Source organism: Erwinia sp. HR93, assembly GCF_034555055.1.
GTDB lineage: Bacteria > Pseudomonadota > Gammaproteobacteria > Enterobacterales > Enterobacteriaceae > Apirhabdus > Apirhabdus apintestini.
Genome location: NZ_JAXUDP010000001.1, coordinates 3,359,156 through 3,381,121, shown reverse-complemented (window position 1 = coordinate 3,381,121; position 21,966 = coordinate 3,359,156). Strand labels below are relative to the sequence as shown.

The 21,966-nt window shown below is 51.0% G+C and carries 21 protein-coding genes and 1 pseudogene; 13 read left to right on the top strand and 9 right to left on the bottom strand.

Annotated features, from left to right (window positions below):
- Positions 1-125 precede the first annotated feature (125 nt).
- On the bottom strand, positions 126-725 hold the full coding sequence (locus SFA31_RS15765) for a CoA pyrophosphatase (RefSeq protein WP_322838840.1): 600 nt from the start codon (positions 723-725) through the stop codon (positions 126-128).
- A complete protein-coding gene (gene pabB, locus SFA31_RS15760; protein WP_416208360.1) occupies positions 725-2,101 on the bottom strand; it encodes an aminodeoxychorismate synthase component 1 in 1,377 nt (458 codons plus the stop codon). The genes SFA31_RS15765 and pabB overlap by 1 nt, the downstream gene beginning before the upstream one ends.
- A gap of 110 nt (positions 2,102-2,211) precedes the next feature.
- Between pabB and SFA31_RS15755 the strand changes: the two genes are divergently transcribed.
- Complete coding sequence (locus tag SFA31_RS15755) at positions 2,212-2,403, top strand: YoaH family protein (protein ID WP_322838838.1); 192 nt, start codon at positions 2,212-2,214, stop codon at positions 2,401-2,403.
- A 224-nt stretch (positions 2,404-2,627) separates the two neighbouring features.
- Here the strand turns inward: SFA31_RS15755 and SFA31_RS15750 are convergent, their stop codons facing one another.
- Positions 2,628-2,975, bottom strand: coding sequence for a RidA family protein (locus SFA31_RS15750; protein WP_322838837.1), 348 nt, complete (start codon positions 2,973-2,975; stop codon positions 2,628-2,630).
- Positions 2,976-3,097: 122 nt separating this feature from the next.
- Between SFA31_RS15750 and SFA31_RS15745 the strand changes: the two genes are divergently transcribed.
- The 5 genes from SFA31_RS15745 (at position 3,098) to rnd (ending at position 9,531) form a co-directional block, all read left to right on the top strand.
- Positions 3,098-5,008, top strand: a complete 1,911-nt coding sequence (locus tag SFA31_RS15745; RefSeq protein ID WP_322838836.1) for an ATP-dependent DNA helicase — start codon at positions 3,098-3,100, stop codon at positions 5,006-5,008.
- 55 nt (positions 5,009-5,063) lie between these two features.
- The gene (gene tsaB / locus SFA31_RS15740) at positions 5,064-5,759 is read left to right on the top strand and encodes a tRNA (adenosine(37)-N6)-threonylcarbamoyltransferase complex dimerization subunit type 1 TsaB (protein WP_322838835.1); all 696 of its coding nucleotides are present in this window, start codon (positions 5,064-5,066) and stop codon (positions 5,757-5,759) included.
- 45 nt (positions 5,760-5,804) lie between these two features.
- Positions 5,805-6,392 carry a Slp family lipoprotein gene (locus tag SFA31_RS15735; protein WP_322838834.1) on the top strand — a complete coding sequence of 196 codons (588 nt, stop codon included), beginning with the start codon at positions 5,805-5,807 and terminating at the stop codon, positions 6,390-6,392.
- A gap of 264 nt (positions 6,393-6,656) precedes the next feature.
- A complete protein-coding gene (gene fadD / locus SFA31_RS15730) occupies positions 6,657-8,342 on the top strand; it encodes a long-chain-fatty-acid--CoA ligase FadD (protein WP_322838833.1) in 1,686 nt (561 codons plus the stop codon).
- Between the two features lie 70 nt (positions 8,343-8,412).
- Positions 8,413-9,531: a ribonuclease D gene (gene rnd / locus SFA31_RS15725; protein ID WP_322839395.1), complete on the top strand. Its 1,119-nt coding sequence runs from the start codon at positions 8,413-8,415 to the stop codon at positions 9,529-9,531.
- Positions 9,532-9,833: 302 nt separating this feature from the next.
- Here the strand turns inward: rnd and minE are convergent, their stop codons facing one another.
- The 3 genes from minE to minC are packed head-to-tail and all read right to left on the bottom strand — an operon-like array spanning position 9,834 to position 11,638.
- Complete coding sequence (gene minE, locus SFA31_RS15720) at positions 9,834-10,100, bottom strand: cell division topological specificity factor MinE (RefSeq protein WP_322838832.1); 267 nt, start codon at positions 10,098-10,100, stop codon at positions 9,834-9,836.
- Between the two features lie 3 nt (positions 10,101-10,103).
- Positions 10,104-10,916 carry a septum site-determining protein MinD gene (gene minD, locus SFA31_RS15715; RefSeq protein WP_322838831.1) on the bottom strand — a complete coding sequence of 271 codons (813 nt, stop codon included), beginning with the start codon at positions 10,914-10,916 and terminating at the stop codon, positions 10,104-10,106.
- Between the two features lie 26 nt (positions 10,917-10,942).
- Positions 10,943-11,638 (bottom strand): septum site-determining protein MinC, encoded by a 696-nt coding sequence (gene minC, locus SFA31_RS15710; protein WP_322838830.1) that lies wholly within the window; start codon positions 11,636-11,638, stop codon positions 10,943-10,945.
- A 125-nt stretch (positions 11,639-11,763) separates the two neighbouring features.
- Here minC and SFA31_RS15705 point away from each other — a divergent pair, with 125 nt between their 5' ends.
- The 4 genes from SFA31_RS15705 (at position 11,764) to lysM (ending at position 15,087) form a co-directional block, all read left to right on the top strand.
- Complete coding sequence (locus SFA31_RS15705) at positions 11,764-12,039, top strand: YcgL domain-containing protein (RefSeq protein WP_322838829.1); 276 nt, start codon at positions 11,764-11,766, stop codon at positions 12,037-12,039.
- A gap of 278 nt (positions 12,040-12,317) precedes the next feature.
- Complete coding sequence (locus SFA31_RS15700) at positions 12,318-12,977, top strand: fumarylacetoacetate hydrolase family protein (protein ID WP_322838828.1); 660 nt, start codon at positions 12,318-12,320, stop codon at positions 12,975-12,977.
- 90 nt (positions 12,978-13,067) lie between these two features.
- Positions 13,068-13,514 (top strand): YcgN family cysteine cluster protein, encoded by a 447-nt coding sequence (locus SFA31_RS15695; protein ID WP_322838827.1) that lies wholly within the window; start codon positions 13,068-13,070, stop codon positions 13,512-13,514.
- A gap of 1,129 nt (positions 13,515-14,643) precedes the next feature.
- Positions 14,644-15,087: a peptidoglycan-binding protein LysM gene (gene lysM, locus SFA31_RS15690; protein WP_322838826.1), complete on the top strand. Its 444-nt coding sequence runs from the start codon at positions 14,644-14,646 to the stop codon at positions 15,085-15,087.
- Positions 15,088-15,526: 439 nt separating this feature from the next.
- On the opposite strand, the gene dsbB is transcribed toward lysM, so the two are convergent.
- Both dsbB and nhaB read right to left on the bottom strand, forming a co-directional pair.
- Positions 15,527-16,039, bottom strand: a complete 513-nt coding sequence (gene dsbB / locus SFA31_RS15685) for a disulfide bond formation protein DsbB (protein WP_322838825.1) — start codon at positions 16,037-16,039, stop codon at positions 15,527-15,529.
- 133 nt (positions 16,040-16,172) lie between these two features.
- Positions 16,173-17,720, bottom strand: a complete 1,548-nt coding sequence (nhaB, locus tag SFA31_RS15680; protein ID WP_322838824.1) for a sodium/proton antiporter NhaB — start codon at positions 17,718-17,720, stop codon at positions 16,173-16,175.
- Positions 17,721-17,936: 216 nt separating this feature from the next.
- On the opposite strand from nhaB, the gene fadR reads away from it, so the two are divergent.
- Positions 17,937-18,656, top strand: a complete 720-nt coding sequence (gene fadR, locus SFA31_RS15675) for a fatty acid metabolism transcriptional regulator FadR (protein ID WP_322838823.1) — start codon at positions 17,937-17,939, stop codon at positions 18,654-18,656.
- A gap of 145 nt (positions 18,657-18,801) precedes the next feature.
- Here fadR and SFA31_RS15670 read toward each other — a convergent pair whose 3' ends face one another.
- The gene (locus SFA31_RS15670) at positions 18,802-20,343 is read right to left on the bottom strand and encodes a SpoVR family protein (protein WP_322838822.1); all 1,542 of its coding nucleotides are present in this window, start codon (positions 20,341-20,343) and stop codon (positions 18,802-18,804) included.
- 29 nt (positions 20,344-20,372) lie between these two features.
- Here SFA31_RS15670 and SFA31_RS15665 point away from each other — a divergent pair, with 29 nt between their 5' ends.
- Both SFA31_RS15665 and SFA31_RS15660 read left to right on the top strand, forming a co-directional pair.
- On the top strand, positions 20,373-20,600 hold the full coding sequence (locus tag SFA31_RS15665) for a hypothetical protein (protein WP_322838821.1): 228 nt from the start codon (positions 20,373-20,375) through the stop codon (positions 20,598-20,600).
- Between the two features lie 61 nt (positions 20,601-20,661).
- Positions 20,662-21,959: pseudogene (locus SFA31_RS15660) on the top strand (D-amino acid dehydrogenase).
- The last annotated feature ends 7 nt before the right edge of the window (positions 21,960-21,966 follow it).

Sequence of the window (21,966 nt, the reverse complement as noted above, 5' to 3'; positions counted from 1 at the left end):
GTTACTGGCAACTATTCACATGAATTAAACTAATCAGCAAAGTTAGTTTTTCTTGCCCACCATCGGCGTGAAATGCGGCGCAAACTTTCTATATGGGGGCGGGAGCGGAAGAAATATATGGGCAATCATCTTTTATTAAAAAGATCGTCCGGAACATCGCCGATTTGCAGCGCCAGCGCGCGAATAATGTCTGCCGTCATCCCCCAGATGAAATAATGTTGATACCAGGACAGCCACACGCGTCGCTCATTGCCGCGTCGATAGATGTTTAAGGGATGATAACGGCCAAGCCTGAGTGCCTCATCAAGGGGCATTTCAAAAACGGCGGCGACTTCATCAACGCTGAGGGACCAGGCGATATCGGCGGGGATCAGGCCGACAACCGGCGTAACCTGAAATCCACTTATGCTGTCAACCGGGGGCAGAATACCCATGACTTCCACCCGCTGGGGCAGAATGCCGATTTCTTCATACGTTTCACGCAGAGCGGCAGCAATGAGTGAATCATCGCTTTTATCAACGGCCCCGCCGGGAAACGCTACCTGCCCGGCATGTTTGCGTAAAGTAGAGGCTCGCAGAGTCAGCAATAAGCCGGGCTGAGGGCGCTTTACTATGGGGATAAGTACCGCCGCCTGACGTAAATTATGTGAAGCCTTACGATGAACCGGCTGTAATAATTGAAAACGAGATAAAAAAGTGTCGAGCGATAGCGATAAATGAGGCATTACAGTTTCTCGGTCAGGCGCAGAATGCGATTTACTTTGGCAAGCGTTTCCTGGTACTCAGCCTCTTCGCTACTGTCCGCAACGATGCCGCCTCCGGCGGAGCAATATAGCGAGCCGTCCTGTGCCGTAAGCGTGCGTATAGTGATACTGGTATCCATGCGCCCGCAGCTGCTGATATAACCAATGCTTCCGCACCAGGCGTTGCGACGCTGCGGCTCGAGTGTTTCAATAATTTCCATGGCGCGGATTTTCGGCGCGCCGGTAATAGATCCGCCAGGGAATGCGGCGCGCAATAGCTCAGTCGCGTGGCGATGAGGGGGCAGGCGTGCGGTCACCGTGCTGACCAGATGATGTACAGCAGGAAAAGGCTCCACCGCGAATAGCTCCGGTACGCGTACGCTGCCCGGTTCGGCAACGCGGCCAATATCGTTACGCAGAAGGTCGACAATCATTAAGTTTTCAGCTCGGTCTTTCGATGAGGCAGCCAGCCGACGCGCCTGCTCTGCGTCTTGTGCGGCATCTGCAAGGCGAGGCAGTGTGCCCTTAATCGGGCGAGTTTCTATCTGCGAGCCGCAAAGGTGAATAAAACGCTCCGGCGATACGCTGAGAATCGCACAGCCGTTCAGGCGCAAAAATGCGCTGAACGGCGCCCGGTTATCCGCATTAAGCGCGACGAAGGCCTGCCACTCATCGCCCTGATAAGACGCATTAAAGCGCTGAGCTAAATTTACCTGATAGCAGTCACCGCTGTGTAGCCAGGCCTGAATGCGGCGAAAACGTTCGCCATAGCCCGCTCGGCTCATGTTGGCGTGCCACGAAGTGGTTAACTGGAATCTGGAGCACTGTGCGCTCCGCTGAGTATTGAGCCAGTTAAGCCGTGCCTCCGGGCACCCATAACTGATAAGCGTAAGGCGCTGGAGATGATGATCGGCAATCAGCGCCCAGTCATAAAGCCCTATCGCCATATCCGGCGCATGGAGATCGGCCTCGGCGCGGGTGGGTATTTTCTCAATGCGACGGCCAAGATCATAGCCGAACAGCCCCAACGCGCCGCCCTGAAACGGAATATCAGAGGCTTGTCGGGGAAGCCATCCCATTTTATGCATCTCACGGGTAACCAGATGAAATGGGTCGTCGTTATGATATTCATGATGATCATCCGTATAGGTAATCTGTGTGGTGGCCCCGTGCGTTTGAAGACGCACCTTTGGGTCGGCGACCATGATATCAAAGCGGCTACTGGCATGCTGCGCGTAACCGGAGTGCAGCATCATCGCCCACGGCTGGTGCTGCACTCGGGAAAAATAGTATTCAATCGCATCGCTGCGCCAGGGCAACGTCAAACGGGCCGGACTGATTGAAGCAGTAGATATCATGGATTTAGGGCTTACCTGGGCTGCACGGATAAACGTTAGCATGCCATAATAGATTCTATCTGACATCTGCTATAAAAGACGGTCAGCGCAGCTATTTATCAGGAGTTATCATGTTTACAGGATTACCCGCGTTATCGCATGACCAGCAGCAGCAGGCGGTTGAACGTATCCAGGAGCTAATTTCACAGGGTATGAGTAGTGGAGAAGCGATTACCCGCGTAGCTGAGGAAATCCGCAATACGCATCGCGGGGAACGTATCGTTGCTCGCTTTGACGATGAAGAGGATGAGAGTGAGCGCTAAGCGCGTTGGCTAATTTTACGTGTGAGTTAGTGTAACTTTAGCCGCAATAACCGGACGTTGTTCTTCCGTTGAATTTGGCTCGCTCACCCGCTGTGGGTTTGATTGATAATATCCGCAGCCTATCAACATGCTTTAATAATGTCAGATGGCAGGTATAGTACTTGCCGCGGGCCGACTGTGAGGTGCGGTTCGCGGCATGTTTTACTTCGGCTCGAAGATAAAAGTCAGTCTACGGCGGCGATAATTTTAATTTCGACTTTGTACGTCGGTTTCATCAGCGTGGCCTGTATAGTGCAGCGCACAGGCGCATGGCCAGGCACTACCCAAGCATCCCACGCGCGGTTCATTTCGGCGAAATCATCGGCGTTTGCGAGGATAATAGTCGCGTCCAGAATTTTGCTCTTATCGCTTCCCTGTTCTTTCAGCATATCTTCAATTTGTTGTAGCGTGTTCTGCGTCTGTTCAAAAGCGCCAGCGGTCAGATTTTCTGGCACGCCGGTATAATATAGCGTGTGGTTATGGATTACGGCATCAGACCAGCGGGCTTCCGGTTTTACGCGCACAATAGACATTTTTATTTCCTTTTTAACGGTGGATCGTGGCGTAAGCCTGCCATAAGCGCGACCCGGCGTCACCTGTTCTGGCGTTCGGTAGATGTCCCTGACATAATCTTGCGTAATTCAAAGGGGGATGCGTGACGGACGATTTTGCAACAGACGGGCAGCTTGCTAAAGCAATCCCTGGATTTAAACCGCGCGAGCCACAGCGAGTTATGGCGCAGGCGGTAACTAAAGCTATCGCTCAGGGAACCCCGCTGGTGGTTGAAGCGGGAACCGGAACCGGAAAAACGTTCGCCTATCTGGCACCGGCGCTGCGTGCGGGGAAAAAAGTTATTGTATCCACCGGTTCGAAAGCGTTGCAGGATCAGCTCTTCAGCCGAGATTTGCCTACCGTGCGCCGGGCGCTGGAATATTCGGGGAAACTGGCGTTGCTGAAAGGGCGTTCCAACTATTTATGTCTGGAACGCCTGGAACAACAGGCGCTGGCGGGTGGGAATTTGCCGGTTCAGGTATTAAGCGACGTAATGCGTTTGCGCAGCTGGGCGGTGGAGACGGAGGAGGGGGATATCAGCCACTGCCCTGAAGTGGCGGAGGATGCGGAGGTATGGCCACTGGTCACCAGTACCAATGATAATTGTCTGGGCGCCGACTGCCCACTTTATAAAGAATGTTTTGTCGTTAAAGCGCGTAAAAAGGCGATGGATGCCGATATTGTGGTGGTGAATCATCATCTGTTTCTGGCGGATATGGTAGTGAAAGAGAGCGGCTTTGCTGAGCTTATCCCTGAGGCGGAAGTGACGATTTTTGATGAGGCGCATCAAATTCCTGATATTGCCAGCCAGTATTTCGGCGAATCGCTTTCCAGCCGTCAGTTGCTCGATTTAGCAAAAGATATCTCCATGGCCTATCGCACAGAGCTGAAGGATACCCAGCAGTTACAAAAATGTGCCGATCGTTTGGCACAGAGCGCGCAGGATTTTCGTTTGCAGCTTGGCGAACCCGGTTACCGGGGAAATTTACGCGAGCTCCTGTCCGATGCCAATATACAGCGCGCCTTACTGCTGCTCGATGACGCGCTGGAGCTCTGCTATGACGTGGCAAAACTCTCCCTGGGCCGCTCCGCGCTGTTAGATGTTGCATTTGAGCGCGCTACTCTCTATCGCGCCCGCTTAAAACGACTTAAAGAGATTAACCAGCCCGGCTACAGCTACTGGTATGAATGCACCTCCCGCCATTTTAAACTTGCGCTGACGCCGCTTTCTGTTGCTGACAAATTTCATGAAGCAATGGCGAAAAAGCCGGGTAGCTGGATTTTTACCTCAGCAACGCTCTCTGTTAATGAACAGCTTAGCCATTTTACCACCCGGCTTGGCATTGAGCAGGCCGAAACATTGCTTCTGGCAAGCCCTTTTGATTATTCCCGCCAGGCGCTGCTTTGCGTGCCCCGCGGGCTGCCTCAAACCAATCAGCCCGGCAGCGGCCGCCGGTTGGCGGCAATGCTGCGCCCGCTTATTGTCGCCAATAACGGACGCTGTTTTATGCTGTGCACTTCCCACGCCATGATGCGGGATTTAGCGGCGGAGTTTCGCGCTTCCTTAACGCTGCCGGTATTATTGCAGGGGGAAACCAGCAAAGGGCAGTTATTGCGCCAGTTTGTCGAGGCTGGCAATGCCTTATTAGTAGCCACCAGCAGTTTTTGGGAAGGCGTAGATGTGCGCGGTGACGCACTATCATTGGTGATTATCGATAAACTGCCGTTTACTGCGCCGGACGATCCGCTATTAAAAGCGCGCATGGAAGATTGCCGGTTGCGCGGCACCGATCCGTTCACAGAAGTGCAGTTACCGGAAGCGGTTATTGCATTGAAACAGGGCGTTGGGCGCTTAATCCGCGACGTAGACGATCGCGGTGTGTTAGTTATCTGCGATAATCGCCTGGTCATGCGCCCATATGGCGCCGTATTTTTGAATAGCCTGCCTTTAGCGCCGCGCACGCGTGACCTTGGGAAAGCGGCGGCTTTCCTGACCGCACCTACGCAGTCGTAATGTGTTATTATGCGCGCCGTTTTTTCACCGCACAGTTACCGGGAGCCACTGAGCCATGCAAATCCTCGCGATTGATACCGCTACCGAAGCCTGTTCTGCCGCGCTCTGGCAGAATGGTACGGTCCTGAGCCGTTTTGAGGTCTGCCCGCGCGAGCATACGCAGCGTATTTTGCCGATGGTTCGGGACATTTTGAACCAGGGAAGTATTGCCTTGTCAGAATTACAGGCACTGGCGTTTGGTCGCGGCCCCGGTAGTTTTACCGGTGTGCGCATTGGCATTGGAATGGCGCAGGGGCTTGCCCTGGGGGCGGATTTACCGATGGTCGGCGTTTCGACGCTGGCGACGCTTGCGCAGGGGGCCTGGCGTCAGACCGGCGCAACGCGGATATTAGCGGCAATAGACGCTCGCATGAATGAGGTGTATTGGGCAGAATATCAGCGTGATGCCCACGGTGTCTGGCACGGTGAGGCAACCGAGGCCGTGCTGTCACCACAGGCCGTTGCTCAGCGCCTACAGGCTCTGGATGGTGCATGGGCAACAGCAGGAACGGGCTGGCAGGCCTGGCCCGAACTCGGAAGCGGGAGCGGGTTAACGCTGCAGGACAGCGGCGTACTGTTGCCGGCGGCGGAAGATATGCTGCCGCTGGCGTTAATACAGGTAGCGCATGGCGAAACCGTGGCTGCTGAAGTGGCAGAGCCTGTCTATCTGCGTAATAACGTCGCCTGGAAGAAACTTCCGGGCCGGGAATAGCCTCGGCAGGGCGCGACGAGCGAAAACGCGGCGTAAGGAGAAAGCATGGCGATTCATTGGAAGAGGAATTGTTGGGGCATAGTGGTGCTACTTGCGACAATCGGGCTTAGCGGTTGTGTCACTATACCGGATGCGATTAAAGGCACCTCTGAGCACCCTCAGGATGATTTAGCCCGTGTAATGAATGCGCCTGCGTTATATACCGGCCAGGAGGCGCGCTTTGGTGGAAAAGTGGTTGGAATGCACAATTCGCAGGGTAAAACGCGGCTTGAAATTGCTACGGTGCCGCTGGATGCCGGCGCAGCGCCGGTATTAGGGGCGGCTTCACGCGGGCGAATTTACGCGGATGTGAACGGTTTTCTCGACCCGGTTGATGTTAAAGATCGGTTAATTACCGTAGTTGGCCCAATAACCGGTACTGAAAAAGGCGTTATTGGTAACGCTCCTTATACCTTCATGGTGATGCAGGTTAACGGATTTAAGCGCTGGCGTATCATGCAGCAGGTAGTTATGCCGCCTCAGCCTATAGATCCCTGGATGTGGGGGCCGCCTGGGCGGTGGCATAGGCATTACGGCGGCTGGGGCTGGTATAACCCAATGCCAGCGCAGGTACAGTCCGTTGTTACTGAATAATTCATTATTATACTGGTGATATGGCGGGCGCTGCGAATAACAGCAGCGTCCGTGCAAGCCTCGCAGTTCAATACTGTTTGAGCGAGTACGTATTTACCGGCCATGTCATCCGAATGGCCATTTTGGGATATAAAAATTTAGTGACGCACTTCTCAACCCTATCTCAGCTGAAGCAAGAAACTGGTACGCTGAGTTAATATTATGTTAATTAAAGCGGTGGGTGGGGTTGCGATGACAATAAATAATAATTATAGAGGTGATTCTTTGAATAAGATCTGGCTTAACCGCTACCCAGCCGATGTGCCCGCGGATATTAACCCCGATCGTTATTTGTCTCTGGTTGAGATGTTTGAACACGCAGCGAATCGCTATGCCAACCGGCCCGCGTTTGTCAATATGGGCGAGGTCATGACGTTTCGGCAGCTCGAAGAGCGCAGCCGCGCTTTCGCTGCCTGGTTACAGCATGGATTAGGCTTGCAAAAAGGGGATCGCGTCGCGCTGATGATGCCGAATCTGCTGCAATACCCCGTGGCGCTATTTGGTATTTTACGCGCAGGGTTGGTCGTGGTGAACGTTAACCCACTTTATACGCCGCGTGAACTTGAGCATCAGCTTAATGACAGCGGTGCCAGCGCAATTGTGATTGTGTCGAATTTTGCCCATACGCTGGAAAAGGTCGTTGAGAAAACGGGCGTTCGCCACGTCATTTTGACTCGAATGGGCGATCAGCTTTCGACTGCGAAGGCAACGCTTGTTAACTTCGTCGTAAAATATGTGAAAAGGCTGGTGCCTAAGTATCATCTTCCTGACGCTATTTCGTTTCGCCGCGCGCTGCAAGCCGGCAGCCACATGCAGTATGACAAACCTGCGTTGAACGGCGATGATATCGCATTTTTACAATACACTGGCGGTACGACAGGCGTTGCAAAAGGCGCGATGCTAACGCACAGAAACATGCTGGCCAACCTCGAACAGGTAAAAGCGGCTTATGGGCCGCTATTGAACGCGCGCCGCCAGTTAGTCGTCACCGCATTACCGCTTTACCATATTTTCGCGCTCACCATGAATTGTCTGCTGTTTATCGACCTGGGGGCGCAGAATTTGCTGATAACCAACCCGCGGGATATCCCCGGTATGGTAAAAGAGCTGGCGAAATATCCATTTACGGCCATTACCGGTGTAAACACGCTATTTAATGCTTTACTCAACAACGCTGACTTCAAACGACTGGATTTTTCAACCCTGAGCCTTGCCGCTGGTGGTGGAATGCCGATACATCACGCGGTAGCTGAGCGCTGGGAAAAATTAACCGGCCGCTATTTGCTTGAGGGATATGGCCTGACGGAATGTTCGCCGCTGGTCAGCGTAAATCCTTATGATATTGAATATCATAGCGGAAGCATTGGCCTGCCCATCCCTTCAACTGAAGTGAAGCTGGTCGATGATGAAGGACAAACGGTAGCCGCCGGGAATCCGGGCGAGCTTTGCGTGCGTGGCCCGCAGGTGATGCCGGGATACTGGCAGCGCCCTGAAGAAACCGGTGATGTCCTGAGAGATGGCTGGCTTTACACCGGTGATATTGCCGTGATGGACGAAGAGGGCTTTATGCGCATTGTCGATCGTAAAAAAGATATGATCCTGGTATCCGGCTTCAATGTATATCCGAATGAAATTGAAGATGTAGTAATGCAGCATGAGGATGTGCTGGAGGTGGCGGCCGTGGGCGTTGCTGCGGAAAATAGCGGGGAGAGCGTAAAAATTTTCGTCGTGAAAAAAGAGGCGCGCCTAACGGAGGAAGAGCTTATTGCGTTTTGTCGACGCCATTTAACGGCCTATAAAGTTCCCCGTCAGGTAGAATTCCGTAATGAATTGCCAAAATCGAACGTCGGTAAAATATTGCGGCGAGAACTGCGTGACGAAGCGCGCAATAAAGGCAACAATACGGCCTGAAACCGATGCAGTCCTCCCAACGCCGGCGCTGCCGGCGTTTTTTATGGGCGAGAAGCAAAGAGAGAGTACATTGAATTACCAGATAATTACGACAACCGCACAGTTACAGCAGGTTTGTGAGCAGGCGCGCAGCGCGTCAACCGTTGCGTTGGATACCGAGTTTGTCCGTACGCGCACCTATTACGCTCAGCTAGGGCTTATTCAGCTCTTTGACGGCACTCAGGTATCGCTTATCGATCCGCTGGCCATTGAGGATATGTCAGCGCTGAAAGCGCTATTACAGGATGAGCAGGTATTAAAGTTTCTCCATGCTGGCAGTGAGGATCTGGATGTTTTTCAGCACGCGTTTGGCGTCATGCCGACGCCGTTTATTGATACGCAAATCGTTGCGGCGTTTTTAGGGCATCCATTGTCCTGTGGGTTCGCAAATATGGTTGAAACGTACAGCGGCATAGCGCTTGATAAAAGCGAATCGCGTACCGACTGGCTGGCGCGCCCGCTTTCCGAGAAACAATTAGCCTACGCGGCCGCGGATGTTTGGTACTTACTGCCACTGGCGCGTCGGCTGATGGATGATATCTCCAGCAGCGGCTGGCTGGCGGCTGCGCAGGATGAGTGTGCGCTGATGGCGCGCCGCCGGGCGGAAGTGGTTTCTCCACGGGAAGCCTGGCGCGATATTGGCAATGCCTGGCAGTTACGCACCCGCCAGCTAGGTTGTTTACGGCTGCTGGCAGCGTGGCGTCTTGAGGAAGCGCGCCGTCGCGATTTAGCCGTTAATTTTGTCGTACGAGAAGAGCATCTTTGGCAGGTTGCGCGTTACATGCCGGGATCGCTGGGAGAGCTGGATAGCCTGGGGCTTTCCGGTAGCGAAATCCGCTTTCACGGTAAAATGTTGATAACACTGGTTGAACAGGCGCAGGAACTCCCGGAGTCTGCTTTGCCTGAACCACTTATCAATCTGATTGATATACCAGGCTATCGCAGTATTTTTAAATCGATTAAGCAGGTCGTTCAGGAAACGGCGGCGGAAAATAAACTGGGGCCAGAACTAATTGCCTCGCGCCGGCAAATAAATCAACTGCTTAACTGGCACTGGGGATTAAAAGCTGCGTATCCAGAGCTGCTTAGCGGCTGGCGGGGAGAGCTGCTGGGAGAAAAACTACGCGCCGTGCTATCCGCGCTCCAGTAAGGGAAATGGGTGTACATCCGCGCCTGTAGCGGCTGTGCGCCTGCGCTCCAGTCATTATCCATGGAGCAAACCTTTACAGGCTTTTGGGTAAATAGAGATAGTCGCTCTCGCGGTGCCTGTAGGTAATTCGCATTCTCAGTTGATGAATATCCGTGGGACAGAGCGCAACCGCGCGCTGCGTTTTTACTGCTACCAATGAGAGACGGTTGCGCGTGATCAAAACAGAAATAAGCGCTGAGTCCGCATGCTGAAGAAAAGGCGTGTCGCTGCGGCCCCTGGACAAACGCCCAGGGGAGATGAGATTACTTCGTCTCTTCAGTTTCCGGCAGGGTAACGTTAAGTTCGAGAACAGAGATATCGTCACCTTTTTGATCAAGCTGTACGGTGACCATCTCAGGATCGATTTGCACGTATTTGCAAATAACGTCCAGGATATCACGCTTCAACTGAGGTAAATAATGCGGCTCGGAATCACCTCGACGGCGTTCCGCCACAATAATTTGTAAACGCTCTTTGGCGATATTGGCGGTGTTCTTTTTCCGTGAAAGAAAAAAGTCGAGTAATGCCATAATTTATCCTCCGAACAGGCGTTTGAGAAAACCTTTCTTCTCTTCTTCTATGAAGCGGAAAGGGCGTTCTTCACCAAGCAGGCGATCTACCGCATCTGAATAGGCTTTGCCGGCGTCGGACGTATCGTCGAGAATAACGGGTTCTCCCTGGTTAGAGGAGCGTAGCACCGATTGATCTTCAGGAATTACGCCAATCAGAGGAATACGCAGAATTTCCAGTACATCTTCCATACTTAACATATCGCCTCTGCTTACCCGGCCCGGATTATAGCGGGTCAGCAGCAGATGCTCTTTAATGGGCTCTTCACCTTTTTCAGCGCGGCGCGATTTGGACGAAAGAATGCCGAGAATCCGATCGGAGTCGCGTACTGAAGAGACCTCAGGGTTAGTCGTAATGATGGCTTCGTCAGCGAAGTAGAGCGCCATTAGCGCGCCTGTTTCAATTCCCGCGGGAGAGTCGCAGACGACAAAATCAAACTCCATCTTCGATAAATCGTCGAGCACTTTCTCGACGCCGTCACGCGTAAGCGCATCTTTATCGCGCGTTTGTGAGGCGGGCAGAATATAGAGATTCTCGGTGCGTTTATCTTTAATCAGAGCCTGATTCAACGTGGCATCGCCCTGAATAACATTAACGAAGTCATACACGACGCGTCGCTCACATCCCATAATCAGGTCGAGATTACGCAGGCCAATATCGAAATCGATAACGACGGTTTTCTTGCCCTTTAGGGCCAGACCCGTAGCGATGGCCGCGCTGGAGGTCGTTTTGCCAACGCCTCCTTTACCTGATGTAACTACAATAATGCGTGCCATAAGGAATTCCTTGTTAAAAGGGCTTATTAATTTAAAGGTTCAACGGTCAGAGCACCGCCCGCGAGACGCAGACGCGCCGCCTTGCCGTAAAAATCGGCCGGGAGTCTATCGCTAAGCCAGTAGACGCCGGCAATGGAAACCAGTTCGGCGGTTAAAGCAGTACAAAATATTTGCGCATCGCGATCGCCGCTGGCACCTGCCAGCGCTCGTCCGCGCATTCCGCCGTAAATATGTATATTGCCATCAGCGATGAGTTCTGCTCCGGCGCTGACGTGGCTGGTTACCACTAAATCGCTGTTTGGCGCATACACGCGCTGGCCGGACCGCACCGGCGTATCGATAATGCGCGTTTTTGTAGCGACGCTTGCCACCGGCTCTGCCGGTGCCTGAGGCACCATAGGCCGCACCTTATCTTTGCCTTCGGTAAGCAGCGGTAGCCCCGCGCGTTCAATCTCGGCGCGTAGAATGCTGTCTTTACAGCCGCTTACGCCAACGACGTGCAGACCAGCGTCAGTGATGATTTGTAAAATCTGCCCCCAATCACCAGCCTTATCATTTAGACTTGCGACATTGAGTACGACAGGCGCATGTTTCAAAAACGCGGGTGCCTGCGCAATTTTATCCTGAAGCGCTTCGCGGATAACGGCGGGCTGCGTCTCATGTAAATGAACTACAGAGAGTGTGAAACTGCTACCTTTCAGCTCGATGGGCGTATTTGACATCCTGGCCTTACTCAATTCAGTTTTTAATACCCACGGCGTGGATACAATATTCCGATGTACAACAAGCATGTTATAGTCAGTGCTATATTCAGGCAAGTAACCACTAATGAAATTAGAGCAAAAGTATGCATTGTGTGATCTATCGGAGTATGAAACGCGATCAGACATATCTCTATGTCGAAAAAAAAGGCGATTTTTCCCGAGTGCCGGAAGAATTGATGTTGAGTTTTGGTCAACCGAAACTGGCAATGATGATACCTTTGGACGGCAGCAAACGCCTGGCGAATGCAAGTTTAGATAATGTAAAACAGGCATTGAAAGATCAAGGGTATTATTTACAATTGCCGCCGCCTCCGGAAAGCTTGTTAAAAACACATCTTTGTGAGCAGACAAAAAAATAAGCGCTTTGAACCCTGTAATAAACAATAATTGCTATTTACTACCGCTGAGATCTATCAGCGGTAGAATAAATCTTCATCGCCTGATATTGCGTTGATTCATAATTACCGTTTTTTCCGAATATGTTGTTTGCGGATAATCGGTATCTCTTTTGCTAACGCATAAATAAGCCATAGGTCATAAGTTATTATCGTGAGTAACTGCGCGCAGCCAGATTGACAATCCCCCCGGCGCACGGGGATAGTGAGAGCTTATTGTACATAACAATAGGGCAGGGATTATGTATCAACATCGTCACTGGCAGGGCGCGCTGCTGGATTATCCGGTTAGTAAAGTCGTTTGCGTAGGCAGTAACTATGCGCGTCATATCAAAGAAATGGGTAGCCGAACCCCGGAAGAGCCCGTCTTATTCATGAAGCCCGAAACGGCACTTTGCGATTTGCATCAACCGCTAAAACTCCCCGAAGGTTTTGGTGCCGTTCATCATGAAGTTGAGCTGGCGGTTCTGATTGGCGCCACTTTACGACAGGCAAAGGAAGAACATGTGCAGCAGGCGATCGTCGGCTATGGCGTAGCGCTTGATTTAACGTTACGCGATCTCCAGAGCGAATTAAAGGCAGCAGGGCGTCCGTGGGAAAAAGCGAAGGGATTTGATAACGCATGCCCCGTTTCCGGTTTTATACCGGTTTCAGAGTTTGGCCACGATCCTCAAAACCTGTCATTGTCATTAGAGATAAACGGCGAGCAGCGCCAGCGGGGTAATACCGCTGACATGCTACATCCTATTTTGCCGCTTATCGCCTATATGAGCCGGTTTTTCACTCTGCGTGAAGGGGATATTATTTTAACCGGCACACCGGAAGGCGTGGGGCCGCTTCACGGTGGCGATGCGTTAAAAATCGGTTTGGGCGACCGCTTTCTCACCGCGCGGGTTCTGTAAATCCCGGTTAGTTCTCGGCGCCTGGGCTTGCATCTGTGGGCTATTCTCTTTATAACGGCGCCAGATAATCTATCTTTGGAATTTCCGCGAATGAATGACACCCCCTTTTGGCAAACTAAAACGTTGGATGAAATGAGCGATCGGGAGTGGGAGTCGCTCTGCGACGGCTGCGGGCAATGCTGCCTGCATAAACTCATGGACGAAGATACAGACGAAATTTATTTTACCAATGTGGCCTGCGCTCAGTTGAATATCAAAACCTGCCAGTGTCGCCACTACGCCCGCCGTTTCGAATATGAGGCCGATTGCATCAAGCTAACGCGCGCAAACCTTCCTGAATTTGAATGGCTGCCGCTGACCTGTGCCTATCGGCTCCTTGCTGAAGGAAAGTCGTTACCCGCCTGGCACCCGCTGCGCGCTGGCTCCAAAGAAGTGATGCATGCTCAGCGTATCTCGGTGCGCCATATTGCAGTGAAAGAGAGCGAAGTGCGCGACTGGCAGGATCATATCCTTAATAAACCAGACTGGGCGGAGTAAAGACCGGGCGAAGTCAACGTGTGCATTAAATGGCGAACCCGGCCCGCATTCGGGCCGACGGCGCAGTAATAGCTGGCTATTTTGTCGGCGGTGCTTTTAGGGTTTTCCATTATCTTATCGTTAATTTAATGGGCGCAGGCATATACCTGGCTGATGGGTTAATAACATGGTGCATTTGGTTCATTAATTTCAGGATCTATAACTTTACTTAAAAGAAGTAATTCATGGGGGGGAATCCAATATTCCTTTTACAGGTAGAATTGATTGAGGCATTAATTCATTGGCCTGTAAGAGACTAATCGTTCCACTCTCCATGTAATGTGACTTTTTTTACCTGAAAATGCGTCAATATTCATTATATGGTTAAAAAGAGGATGCTCCCAGTTCAGAGATGAATAATATGAGAAAAGTTCGAAAGGTAATGAAATATATCGAGTAACCTTTACCTGATAGATATATGCTTATCTTTATATTGCTGAGATTATATGAACACGCTAATAGAGGTGAGCAATGATCGTTTATTGGCTTTACATCAATGCTATTGGTGTAAATATTACTTTCATCAGGTGGAATGAGCGTTCATTTTTGGTAACGCGATTGTATAGTTGTCCTAATCGCATTGATTTATCTGCCAGAAATGGCCCTATGCGCATAGCCATTTTGTGAGAGTAATAAGTTAAGCATAAAGATATTTTTTATGGTTGAATGAAAATGAGAGTGCGCTGTATTTAGTAATAAATACAGCGTTGGTTTGAAAGCAGATATGCCGATATTCTAATAAATCAGAGGTTTTGTCGGTGGCCGCTATACCGCGAGCGGTTATGGGGAAAGATAATGATACCTTGAGGCGTGCAGGCTGCGCTGTGGGGCTTTAACAATAATTTGCGATGCTACGTTAACTTAGCGCTTAACCTTAATTACGTCTTGCGGGCTGCTGTTCGGATAATAACCATTTTACTTCGCTAAGAAATATTAAGATTTGCCTCGGTATACTTAATGTATATTAGTGAAATCACTAATCGTCTGATTATTAATCCCGGGCCAGGAATGACGCTTTACTTTTTTGATTTTTTTGCCAGACTTAAGACTGGAGTAAGGGCATGGGCCCAATAACCATTCAGGAGACGATATGGGACTGTTTAATTTTGTAAAAGAAGCGGGTGAGAAACTGTGGGATTCCGTAACAGGAAACAGTGATGATGCGCGTAAAAGTAAAATTGAAGAGCATTTGAAAAAAGCAGGCGTACCGGATGCTGATAAAGTTCAGGTAAGCGTTCAGGGCGATAAGGTCGTTGTTAGCGGTGATGGCCTGAGCCAGGAAGCGAAAGAAAAAATCCTGGTTGCTGCGGGCAATGTGGAAGGCATCAACAGCGTAGAAGATAAAGTCGCTGTTGCAGCCGGCGCTACTGAAAGCAAGTTCTACACCGTCGAGAAAGGTGATACGCTAAGTGCGATTGCGAAAAAAGTGTATGGCAACGCCAATGATTACAATAAAATCTTTGAAGCAAATAAGCCCATGCTGAGCCATCCGGATAAAATCTATCCGGGGCAGGTACTGCGTATTCCGCAGTAATAACCTTATAGGTTCGACTGCTGTAGTAAGGGCCTCATTAGAATGAGGCCTTTTTACTGCCGCGCTGTAAAATCGTAGTGCAAAAATGTTGAGTAAAATACTACGCTGATATTCACCGGCAGCGCTCCGTTCGCTGGCGGATCATCCATCTACTCTTTTCGCTAATATGTGCGTCAGCTACCAGCCAGTCAGCAGAATATTACACTAAGAGATAATCAAACATTGGCAGCCAGAACGGGCTGGCGGGGCGAACAGACTCAGGCTAAGAGACCTTTTATTCAACTCCTGGCGTCTTTGCGACGCTGCGCCAGTTTTAAGCGTAATAATCGCTTTGTAAGCAATGCCGATCCCTATTTACGATATAAGCGCTGACGCGGCGTCTATATAAAATGAAGGCGAATTTTTTGCGCACAGCGTCAGCGCTGCGCGCAAAAGGATACTAGCGTGCCCGACGGCAAAACTGAGCTAAGACTATCAGGACGGCAATGGCGAAATAGGCAATGAAAATGCCCAGCAGCCACTGAGGCATTTCAAGATCCAAAAAAGACCACTGACGCACGGAGCAGTCGCCGGTGGCGACAAAAACCTGCGGCAGCCATTTATCCAGCGGCAGCCCTGCGGGGAAGCGCGCCATAAAATCGCAGGTTTGAAACGGCGAAGGGTGAAGCTGCATCATAGTATGCTGCCACGCCAGCGCGATACCTTTTCCCGCGCTCCAAAGCCACACCGCTAACGCAATAAATCGTATCGGTGAGCGAGGAGCGATAGCCCCGAGAAGCCCGGCGCCCATAATGCCAAATAGCGCGCAGCGTTCGTAAATGCAGAGCACACACGGTTGAAGCTTCATCACATGCTGGAACCACAGCGCTACCAGCTCCAGGGCGAAAGCGGTAAACGCCATAAGTAGCCAGGCTCCGCGTCCTCGCGATTGCTGATTAAGATATCGCAACATAATCTCATTCCCTGTAAAAATAGATGTGGCGCAGTGTAAACCAATTTACCTTACGCGCCACTATGGACATCGCAATAATAAGGATATTGTCGCCACCTGGCGATGGAAATGTAGCCATTCCCGACCTTAGTGATTACAGCAGCGGCGTCGCTATCCAGCCGTGAGACAGCATCCAGTCGGTTGCCGGTGCCAGCGTATAAATCACGCATAACAGGCCCACCAGTGTTAAAACCAGCGTATAAGGTAGCGCCATCAGAACCATACGTCCGTATGATAAACGGATCAGCGGTGCCAGTGCCGAAGTCAGTAAAAATAGGAATGCGGCCTGGCCGTTCGGCGTCGCGACGGAGGGTAGATTTGTGCCGGTATTAATGGCGACGGCCAGCTCTTCGAACTGGCGAATATCTATTAGCCCGTGCTCCAGCGCGGTTTTCACTTCATTTATATATACAGAGCCAACGAAAACGTTATCTGAGATAGAAGAAAGCAGGCCGTTAAAAATATAAAATAGCGGCAATTGCGCCTGCGGCGGAGACTTTAGTACATAGTGAATAAGCGGCGCAAAAAGCTGGCCGTCGACAATTACTGCGACGATAGTAAAAAAGACTGTTAGCAGAGCGGTAAACGGCAGAGCCTCAGTAAAGGCGCGGCCTATCGTATGTTCATCGGTAATGCCGCACAGGGCAGTGGCGAAAATAATGACGGATAAACCAATAAGCCCAACTTCCGCCAAATGAAACGCCAGCGCAATAATTAGCCACAGACCGATAACCGCTTGTACTACCAGGCGTGCATTATCCAGCCGCGTTCGTTGGCGGCTATTCTGTCTATCCCAGGTCTGCAGTACTTCTCGTACTGGCTCAGGAAGCGGTGCGCCATAGCCGAGGATTTTGCTGTATTCCAGTATGCAGCAGGTGAGTAGGCCGCATACCAGCACCGGCAGTGTTACCGGTGCCATGCGCAGGAAAAAATCGCTAAAGTGCCAGCCTGCTGCACGGGCGATAATCAGGTTCTGCGGTTCGCCGACCATGGTCATTACTCCGCCCAAAGCGGTGCCGACCGCGGCATGCATCATTAGGCTGCGTAAAAAAGCGCGAAACTGCGCCAGCGTTTCTCTATGCTCGTGCGTCAGTGCGTCATCGCTATGAAGTTCACCGTGATTATCGCCTGATGCGAATCGATGATAAATTTCATAAAATCCCAACGCGACGCTGATAACTACGGCTACAACGGTTAAGGCGTCTAAAAAGGCGGAAAGGAATGCGGCAGCCACGCAAAAAGCGAGTGATAGCACTAGCTTAGAGCGCACGCTTAGCAGCAGTCGGGTAAAAATAAGCAGCAGAAGCTGCTTCATAAACCAGATCCCAGCCACCATAAAAATCAATAGCAGCAGGACTTCTATATTAGCAACCACTTCATGACGCACCCGGTCGGCGCTGGTCATGCCAATAAACACGGCCTCGATAGCCAGAAGCCCACCGGGCAGTAGAGGGTAGCATTTGAGCGCCATCGCCAGTGTAAAAATAAATTCGCCGACCAATAACCAACCGGCGGCAAAAGGACTGATGCAAAAAAACACTAGCGGATTAAGTATTAAAAAAAACAGAATAGTGAGTTTATAACTATTCGGTGAGGCACCTAAAAAATTGCGGTAAAACGCGCGCGCAAGTGAGATATTCATCGTCGACTCTTTTTATGTTTTGCGTGATTATTCAGAAACAGAGAATTAGCCTACCTTGCGTAATATTAGCTGGCAAGGTGATTAGCGCAGGGCTACGGGGAAGCCCTAAAAAATAAAATCTGGCTCCAATTTTGGATAATCTCTTAACTATCTGCCCGAATGCGCATCTGGTATGATGAGTAAATATTGTAAAATTCGGAAACATGGACAATTGCTATGGTCATAAAGGCGCAAAGCCCGGCGGGTTTCGCGGAAGAGTATATCATTGAAAGCATATGGAATAATCGCTTTCCACCGGGTTCAATATTGCCAGCAGAGCGTGAACTTTCGGAACTTATTGGCGTAACGCGCACGACTTTGCGCGAAGTATTACAGCGCCTTGCGCGTGACGGCTGGTTGACCATCCAGCACGGTAAACCGACGAAGGTGAATAATTTCTGGGAGACGTCGGGTTTAAATATTCTGGAAACACTGGCGCGTCTCGATCATGACCGAGTACCGCAACTTATCGATAATTTACTTTCTGTGCGTACCAACATTGCCACTATCTTTATCCGCAATGCGCTTCGCCTGCATCCAGAAGATTCGCAGAAAGTTCTGGATAGCGCGGAAGAGGTGCAGGATCACGCGGATGCCTTTGCCGAACTTGATTACGGTATCTTTCGCGGCCTGGCGTTTGCCTCCGGCAATCCGGTATACGGATTGATATTAAACGGTATGAAAGGGCTATATACCCGCATCGGCAGACACTATTTTTCCAGCCCGGATGCCCGCAGCCTGGCGCTGGGCTTTTACCATAAGCTTGGGCAGCTCTGTCGCGAAGGCCTGCACGCGCAGGTGTATGAAGTCGTGCGTAATTATGGGCGTGAAAGCGGGGAAATTTGGCACCGTATGCAAAAAAATATGCCCGGTGATTTAGCCCTGCATAGCCGTTAATTAGCGTAGCCTTCTGCCGCCGTTGTGATAATAGGGCGAAATAGCATATCGGCGTGGTTTAACTCTAAGGCAGGGGTAATGGTTTATCTCATTCTGAGAGCATTTTGTATCAGCCATAAAAAAGCCGCTTTCGCGGCTTTTTTCGCTACAGCGCGGCGTTTCGCGGGGGGCAGCGTTCCAGTAATTCAATGCTGCCATCTTCATTTTGCTGCTCCAGCAGCACGTCGAATCCCCATAGTCGATGTACGTGCTTTAGCACTTCCCGCCTTCCTTTATCCAGCGGTGCCCGGTTGTGAGGGACGTAGCGCAGCGTAAGCGAACGATCGCCTCTCAGGTTGACATTCCACACCTGAATATTCGGCTCCAGATTACTCAGATTATATTGTGCAGAAAGCTGATTGCGGATTTCACGATAGCCTTCTTCATTATGAATGGCGGAGATTTCCAGATAATTATGGCGGTCGTCATCCAGCACGGTGAATAGGCGGAAATCGCGCATCAGCTTAGGTGAGAGAAATTGGCTGATAAAGCTTTCGTCTTTAAAATCACGCATCGCGAAGTGCAGCGTCTCCAGCCAGTCTTTACCCGCGATATCAGGGAACCAGTGGCGGTCTTCCTCGTTGGGCGTCTGGCAAATGCGCTTAATATCCTGATACATCGTAAAGCCCAGCGCATAAGGGTTAATCCCGCTATACCAAGGGCTATTGTAAGGTGGTTGAAATACCACATTCGTATGGCTGTGCAGGAATTCCAACATGAACCGGTCGGTAACTTTTCCTTCGTCATATAAGTGGTTAAGAATGGTGTAATGCCAGAAACTGGCCCATCCTTCATTCATGACCTGCGTCTGTTTCTGGGGATAAAAATACTGGCTGACCTTACGCACAATACGCAAAATCTCGCGCTGCCACGGCTCCAGTAAAGGTGCATTCTTCTCCATGAAATACAATAAATTTTCCTGCGGTTCTTCAGGAAAACGGCCGCTTGACTGGGCCAGCCGCTCTTCCTCACGTTTCGGCAGGGTGCGCCAAAGCATGTTTACCTGGCTTTGCAAATACTCTTCACGGCTTTTTTGGCGCGCTTTTTCCTCCTGCAGGGAGATTTTTTGTGGGCGCTTATAGCGATCTACGCCGTAATTCATCAGTGCGTGGCAGGAGTCCAGCAGTTTTTCGACCTCTTCCACGCCGTACCTTTCTTCACATTCACTGATATAGTTTCGGGCAAAGATAAGATAATCGACAATCGAACTGGCATCCGTCCAGCTGCGGAATAGATAGTTATTTTTAAAGAAAGAATTATGTCCATAACTGGCATGCGCTATCACCAGCGCCTGCATGGTAATCGTATTTTCTTCCATCAGGTACGCAATGCAGGGGTTGGAATTAATCACTATTTCATACGCCAGCCCCTGCTGCCCTTGCTTATAACGCTGCTCATTCTCGATAAATTTTTTACCGAATGACCAGTGGGTATAGTTAATGGGCATACCTACGCTGGAATAGGCGTCCAACATTTGTTCTGATGTAATCACTTCAATTTGATGCGGGTAAGTATCGAGGCGGTAATATTTTGCTACCCGGTCGATTTCACTCAGATAGCTTTCCAGTAGCCCAAACGTCCAGTCGGGACCATCGCTCAGTCGAGTTATTCCCCTGACGGAGGCGGAGGTATCGGTCACAGTAGCCATTAGCGCGCCCTCATTGTTAGTGATTCTCTTTGAATGGAGAACCTTCTTTCAAGCATAGAACAGAGGTTGCAGACCTGAGCCAGGGAGGATCTTTTTTTAACGCCATTTGCAGGGTGTTTCTATGGTGCTATGGTTTTTACCCGGCATTTAATGCTGTTGCATTTATGGCGGCAGCAGGAGGTGCTGAAATGCGCGTTTCCAGCTATATCGGCGATGCTGTGAGCTACGTCACCATAGCTATTCTGTATGTTGAATAATATTTTCTTTCAGGTTATCAGTCTGTATCCAGAATATTGCGCTTTTAATACGGGAGGGGGAATGCACGTCATCATTTTAGGTAGCGGCGTAGTGGGTGTCACCAGCGCATGGTATTTGCGACAGGCGGGGCATGATGTCACGGTTATCGACAGGGAAGGTGGCTCTGCGCAGGAAACCAGCGCAGGCAACGCCGGGCAAATATCGCCGGGATATGCCACGCCGTGGGCGGCGCCGGGTATCCCTCTGAAAGCCATAAAATGGATGTTTCAGCGTCACGCGCCGCTGGCTGTCCGGCTGGATGGCACTGCGGCGCAGCTTAAATGGATGTGGCAAATGTTGCGCAACTGCGATGCTCGCCACTATGTGGAAAATAAAGAGCGCATGGTGCGACTGGCAGAATACAGTCGCGATTGCCTGAAGGCGCTGCGTGCCTCCACCGGGATTAATTATGAAGGGCGTCAGGGCGGTACGCTGCAGCTTTTTCGCAGCGCCAGCCAGTATGAAAACGCATCAAGGGATATCGCGGTACTTGAGGACGCGGGGGTGCCTTATCAGCTTCTGGACGCCCAAGCTCTGGCGCAGGTGGAACCGGCGCTCGCGGAGGTGGCGCATAAATTGAGCGGCGGACTGCGGCTTCCTAACGATGAAACGGGTGATTGTCAGCTCTTTACGCAGCGTTTAACGGAAATGGCGCGCGCGGCCGGCGTGGTGTTTCGGTTTTCCACATCGATTGACCGGCTGCTTTATGAAGGCGATCGGATAAGCGGCGTGAAGTGTGGTGACGAGGTAGTGAAGGGAGATGGCTATGTGATGGCGTTGGGTTCTTACTCAACCGCCATGCTAAAAGGACTTATCGATATTCCCGTTTATCCGCTTAAAGGCTATTCACTGACAATTCCTATTGCGGATGAAGCGGGGGCGCCGGTATCCACCGTGCTGGATGAAACCTATAAAATTGCGATTACGCGCTTCGATAAACGCATTCGGGTGGGGGAATGGCGGAAATCGTAGGTTTTAATACCGGTCTGCACGCCTCCCGCAGAGAAACTCTGGAAATGGTCGTTCGGGATCTTTATCCGCGCGGCGGTCACGTGGAGCAGGCGACATTTTGGGCGGGCTTAAGGCCAATGACGCCAGACGGTACGCCAATTGTCGGTAGAACACCCTACAAGAATTTGTGGTTGAACACCGGGCATGGAACGCTGGGCTGGACGATGGCCTGCGGCTCCGGGCAAATGCTGAGCGATATTATGTCCGGGCGGACGCCGGCCATTTCATTTGAAGATCTTTCCGTTGCCCGCTATCGGCGCCACGCTGGCGGCTCTTCGTCGACGCGTTTGCACGGCGCGCACCGTTAACGGAACA

Bases quoted from the DNA above. Each gene is read 5' to 3' on its own strand.
- SFA31_RS15700 (WP_322838828.1), top strand. From the start codon at position 12,318: ATGTATCAACATCGTCACTGGCAGGGCGCGCTGCTGGATTATCCGGTT.
- SFA31_RS15705 (WP_322838829.1), top strand. From the start codon at position 11,764: ATGCATTGTGTGATCTATCGGAGTATGAAACGCGATCAGACATATCTC.
- SFA31_RS15765 (WP_322838840.1), bottom strand. From the start codon at position 725: ATGCCTCATTTATCGCTATCGCTCGACACTTTTTTATCTCGTTTTCAA.
- nhaB (WP_322838824.1), bottom strand. From the start codon at position 17,720: ATGAATATCTCACTTGCGCGCGCGTTTTACCGCAATTTTTTAGGTGCC.
- lysM (WP_322838826.1), top strand. From the start codon at position 14,644: ATGGGACTGTTTAATTTTGTAAAAGAAGCGGGTGAGAAACTGTGGGAT.
- SFA31_RS15670 (WP_322838822.1), bottom strand. From the start codon at position 20,343: ATGGCTACTGTGACCGATACCTCCGCCTCCGTCAGGGGAATAACTCGA.
- SFA31_RS15755 (WP_322838838.1), top strand. From the start codon at position 2,212: ATGTTTACAGGATTACCCGCGTTATCGCATGACCAGCAGCAGCAGGCG.
- minC (WP_322838830.1), bottom strand. From the start codon at position 11,638: ATGTCAAATACGCCCATCGAGCTGAAAGGTAGCAGTTTCACACTCTCT.
- dsbB (WP_322838825.1), bottom strand. From the start codon at position 16,039: ATGTTGCGATATCTTAATCAGCAATCGCGAGGACGCGGAGCCTGGCTA.
- tsaB (WP_322838835.1), top strand. From the start codon at position 5,064: ATGCAAATCCTCGCGATTGATACCGCTACCGAAGCCTGTTCTGCCGCG.
- SFA31_RS15695 (WP_322838827.1), top strand. From the start codon at position 13,068: ATGAATGACACCCCCTTTTGGCAAACTAAAACGTTGGATGAAATGAGC.
- minE (WP_322838832.1), bottom strand. From the start codon at position 10,100: ATGGCATTACTCGACTTTTTTCTTTCACGGAAAAAGAACACCGCCAAT.
- SFA31_RS15750 (WP_322838837.1), bottom strand. From the start codon at position 2,975: ATGTCTATTGTGCGCGTAAAACCGGAAGCCCGCTGGTCTGATGCCGTA.
- minD (WP_322838831.1), bottom strand. From the start codon at position 10,916: ATGGCACGCATTATTGTAGTTACATCAGGTAAAGGAGGCGTTGGCAAA.
- SFA31_RS15735 (WP_322838834.1), top strand. From the start codon at position 5,805: ATGGCGATTCATTGGAAGAGGAATTGTTGGGGCATAGTGGTGCTACTT.
- pabB (WP_416208360.1), bottom strand. From the start codon at position 2,101: ATGATATCTACTGCTTCAATCAGTCCGGCCCGTTTGACGTTGCCCTGG.
- fadR (WP_322838823.1), top strand. From the start codon at position 17,937: ATGGTCATAAAGGCGCAAAGCCCGGCGGGTTTCGCGGAAGAGTATATC.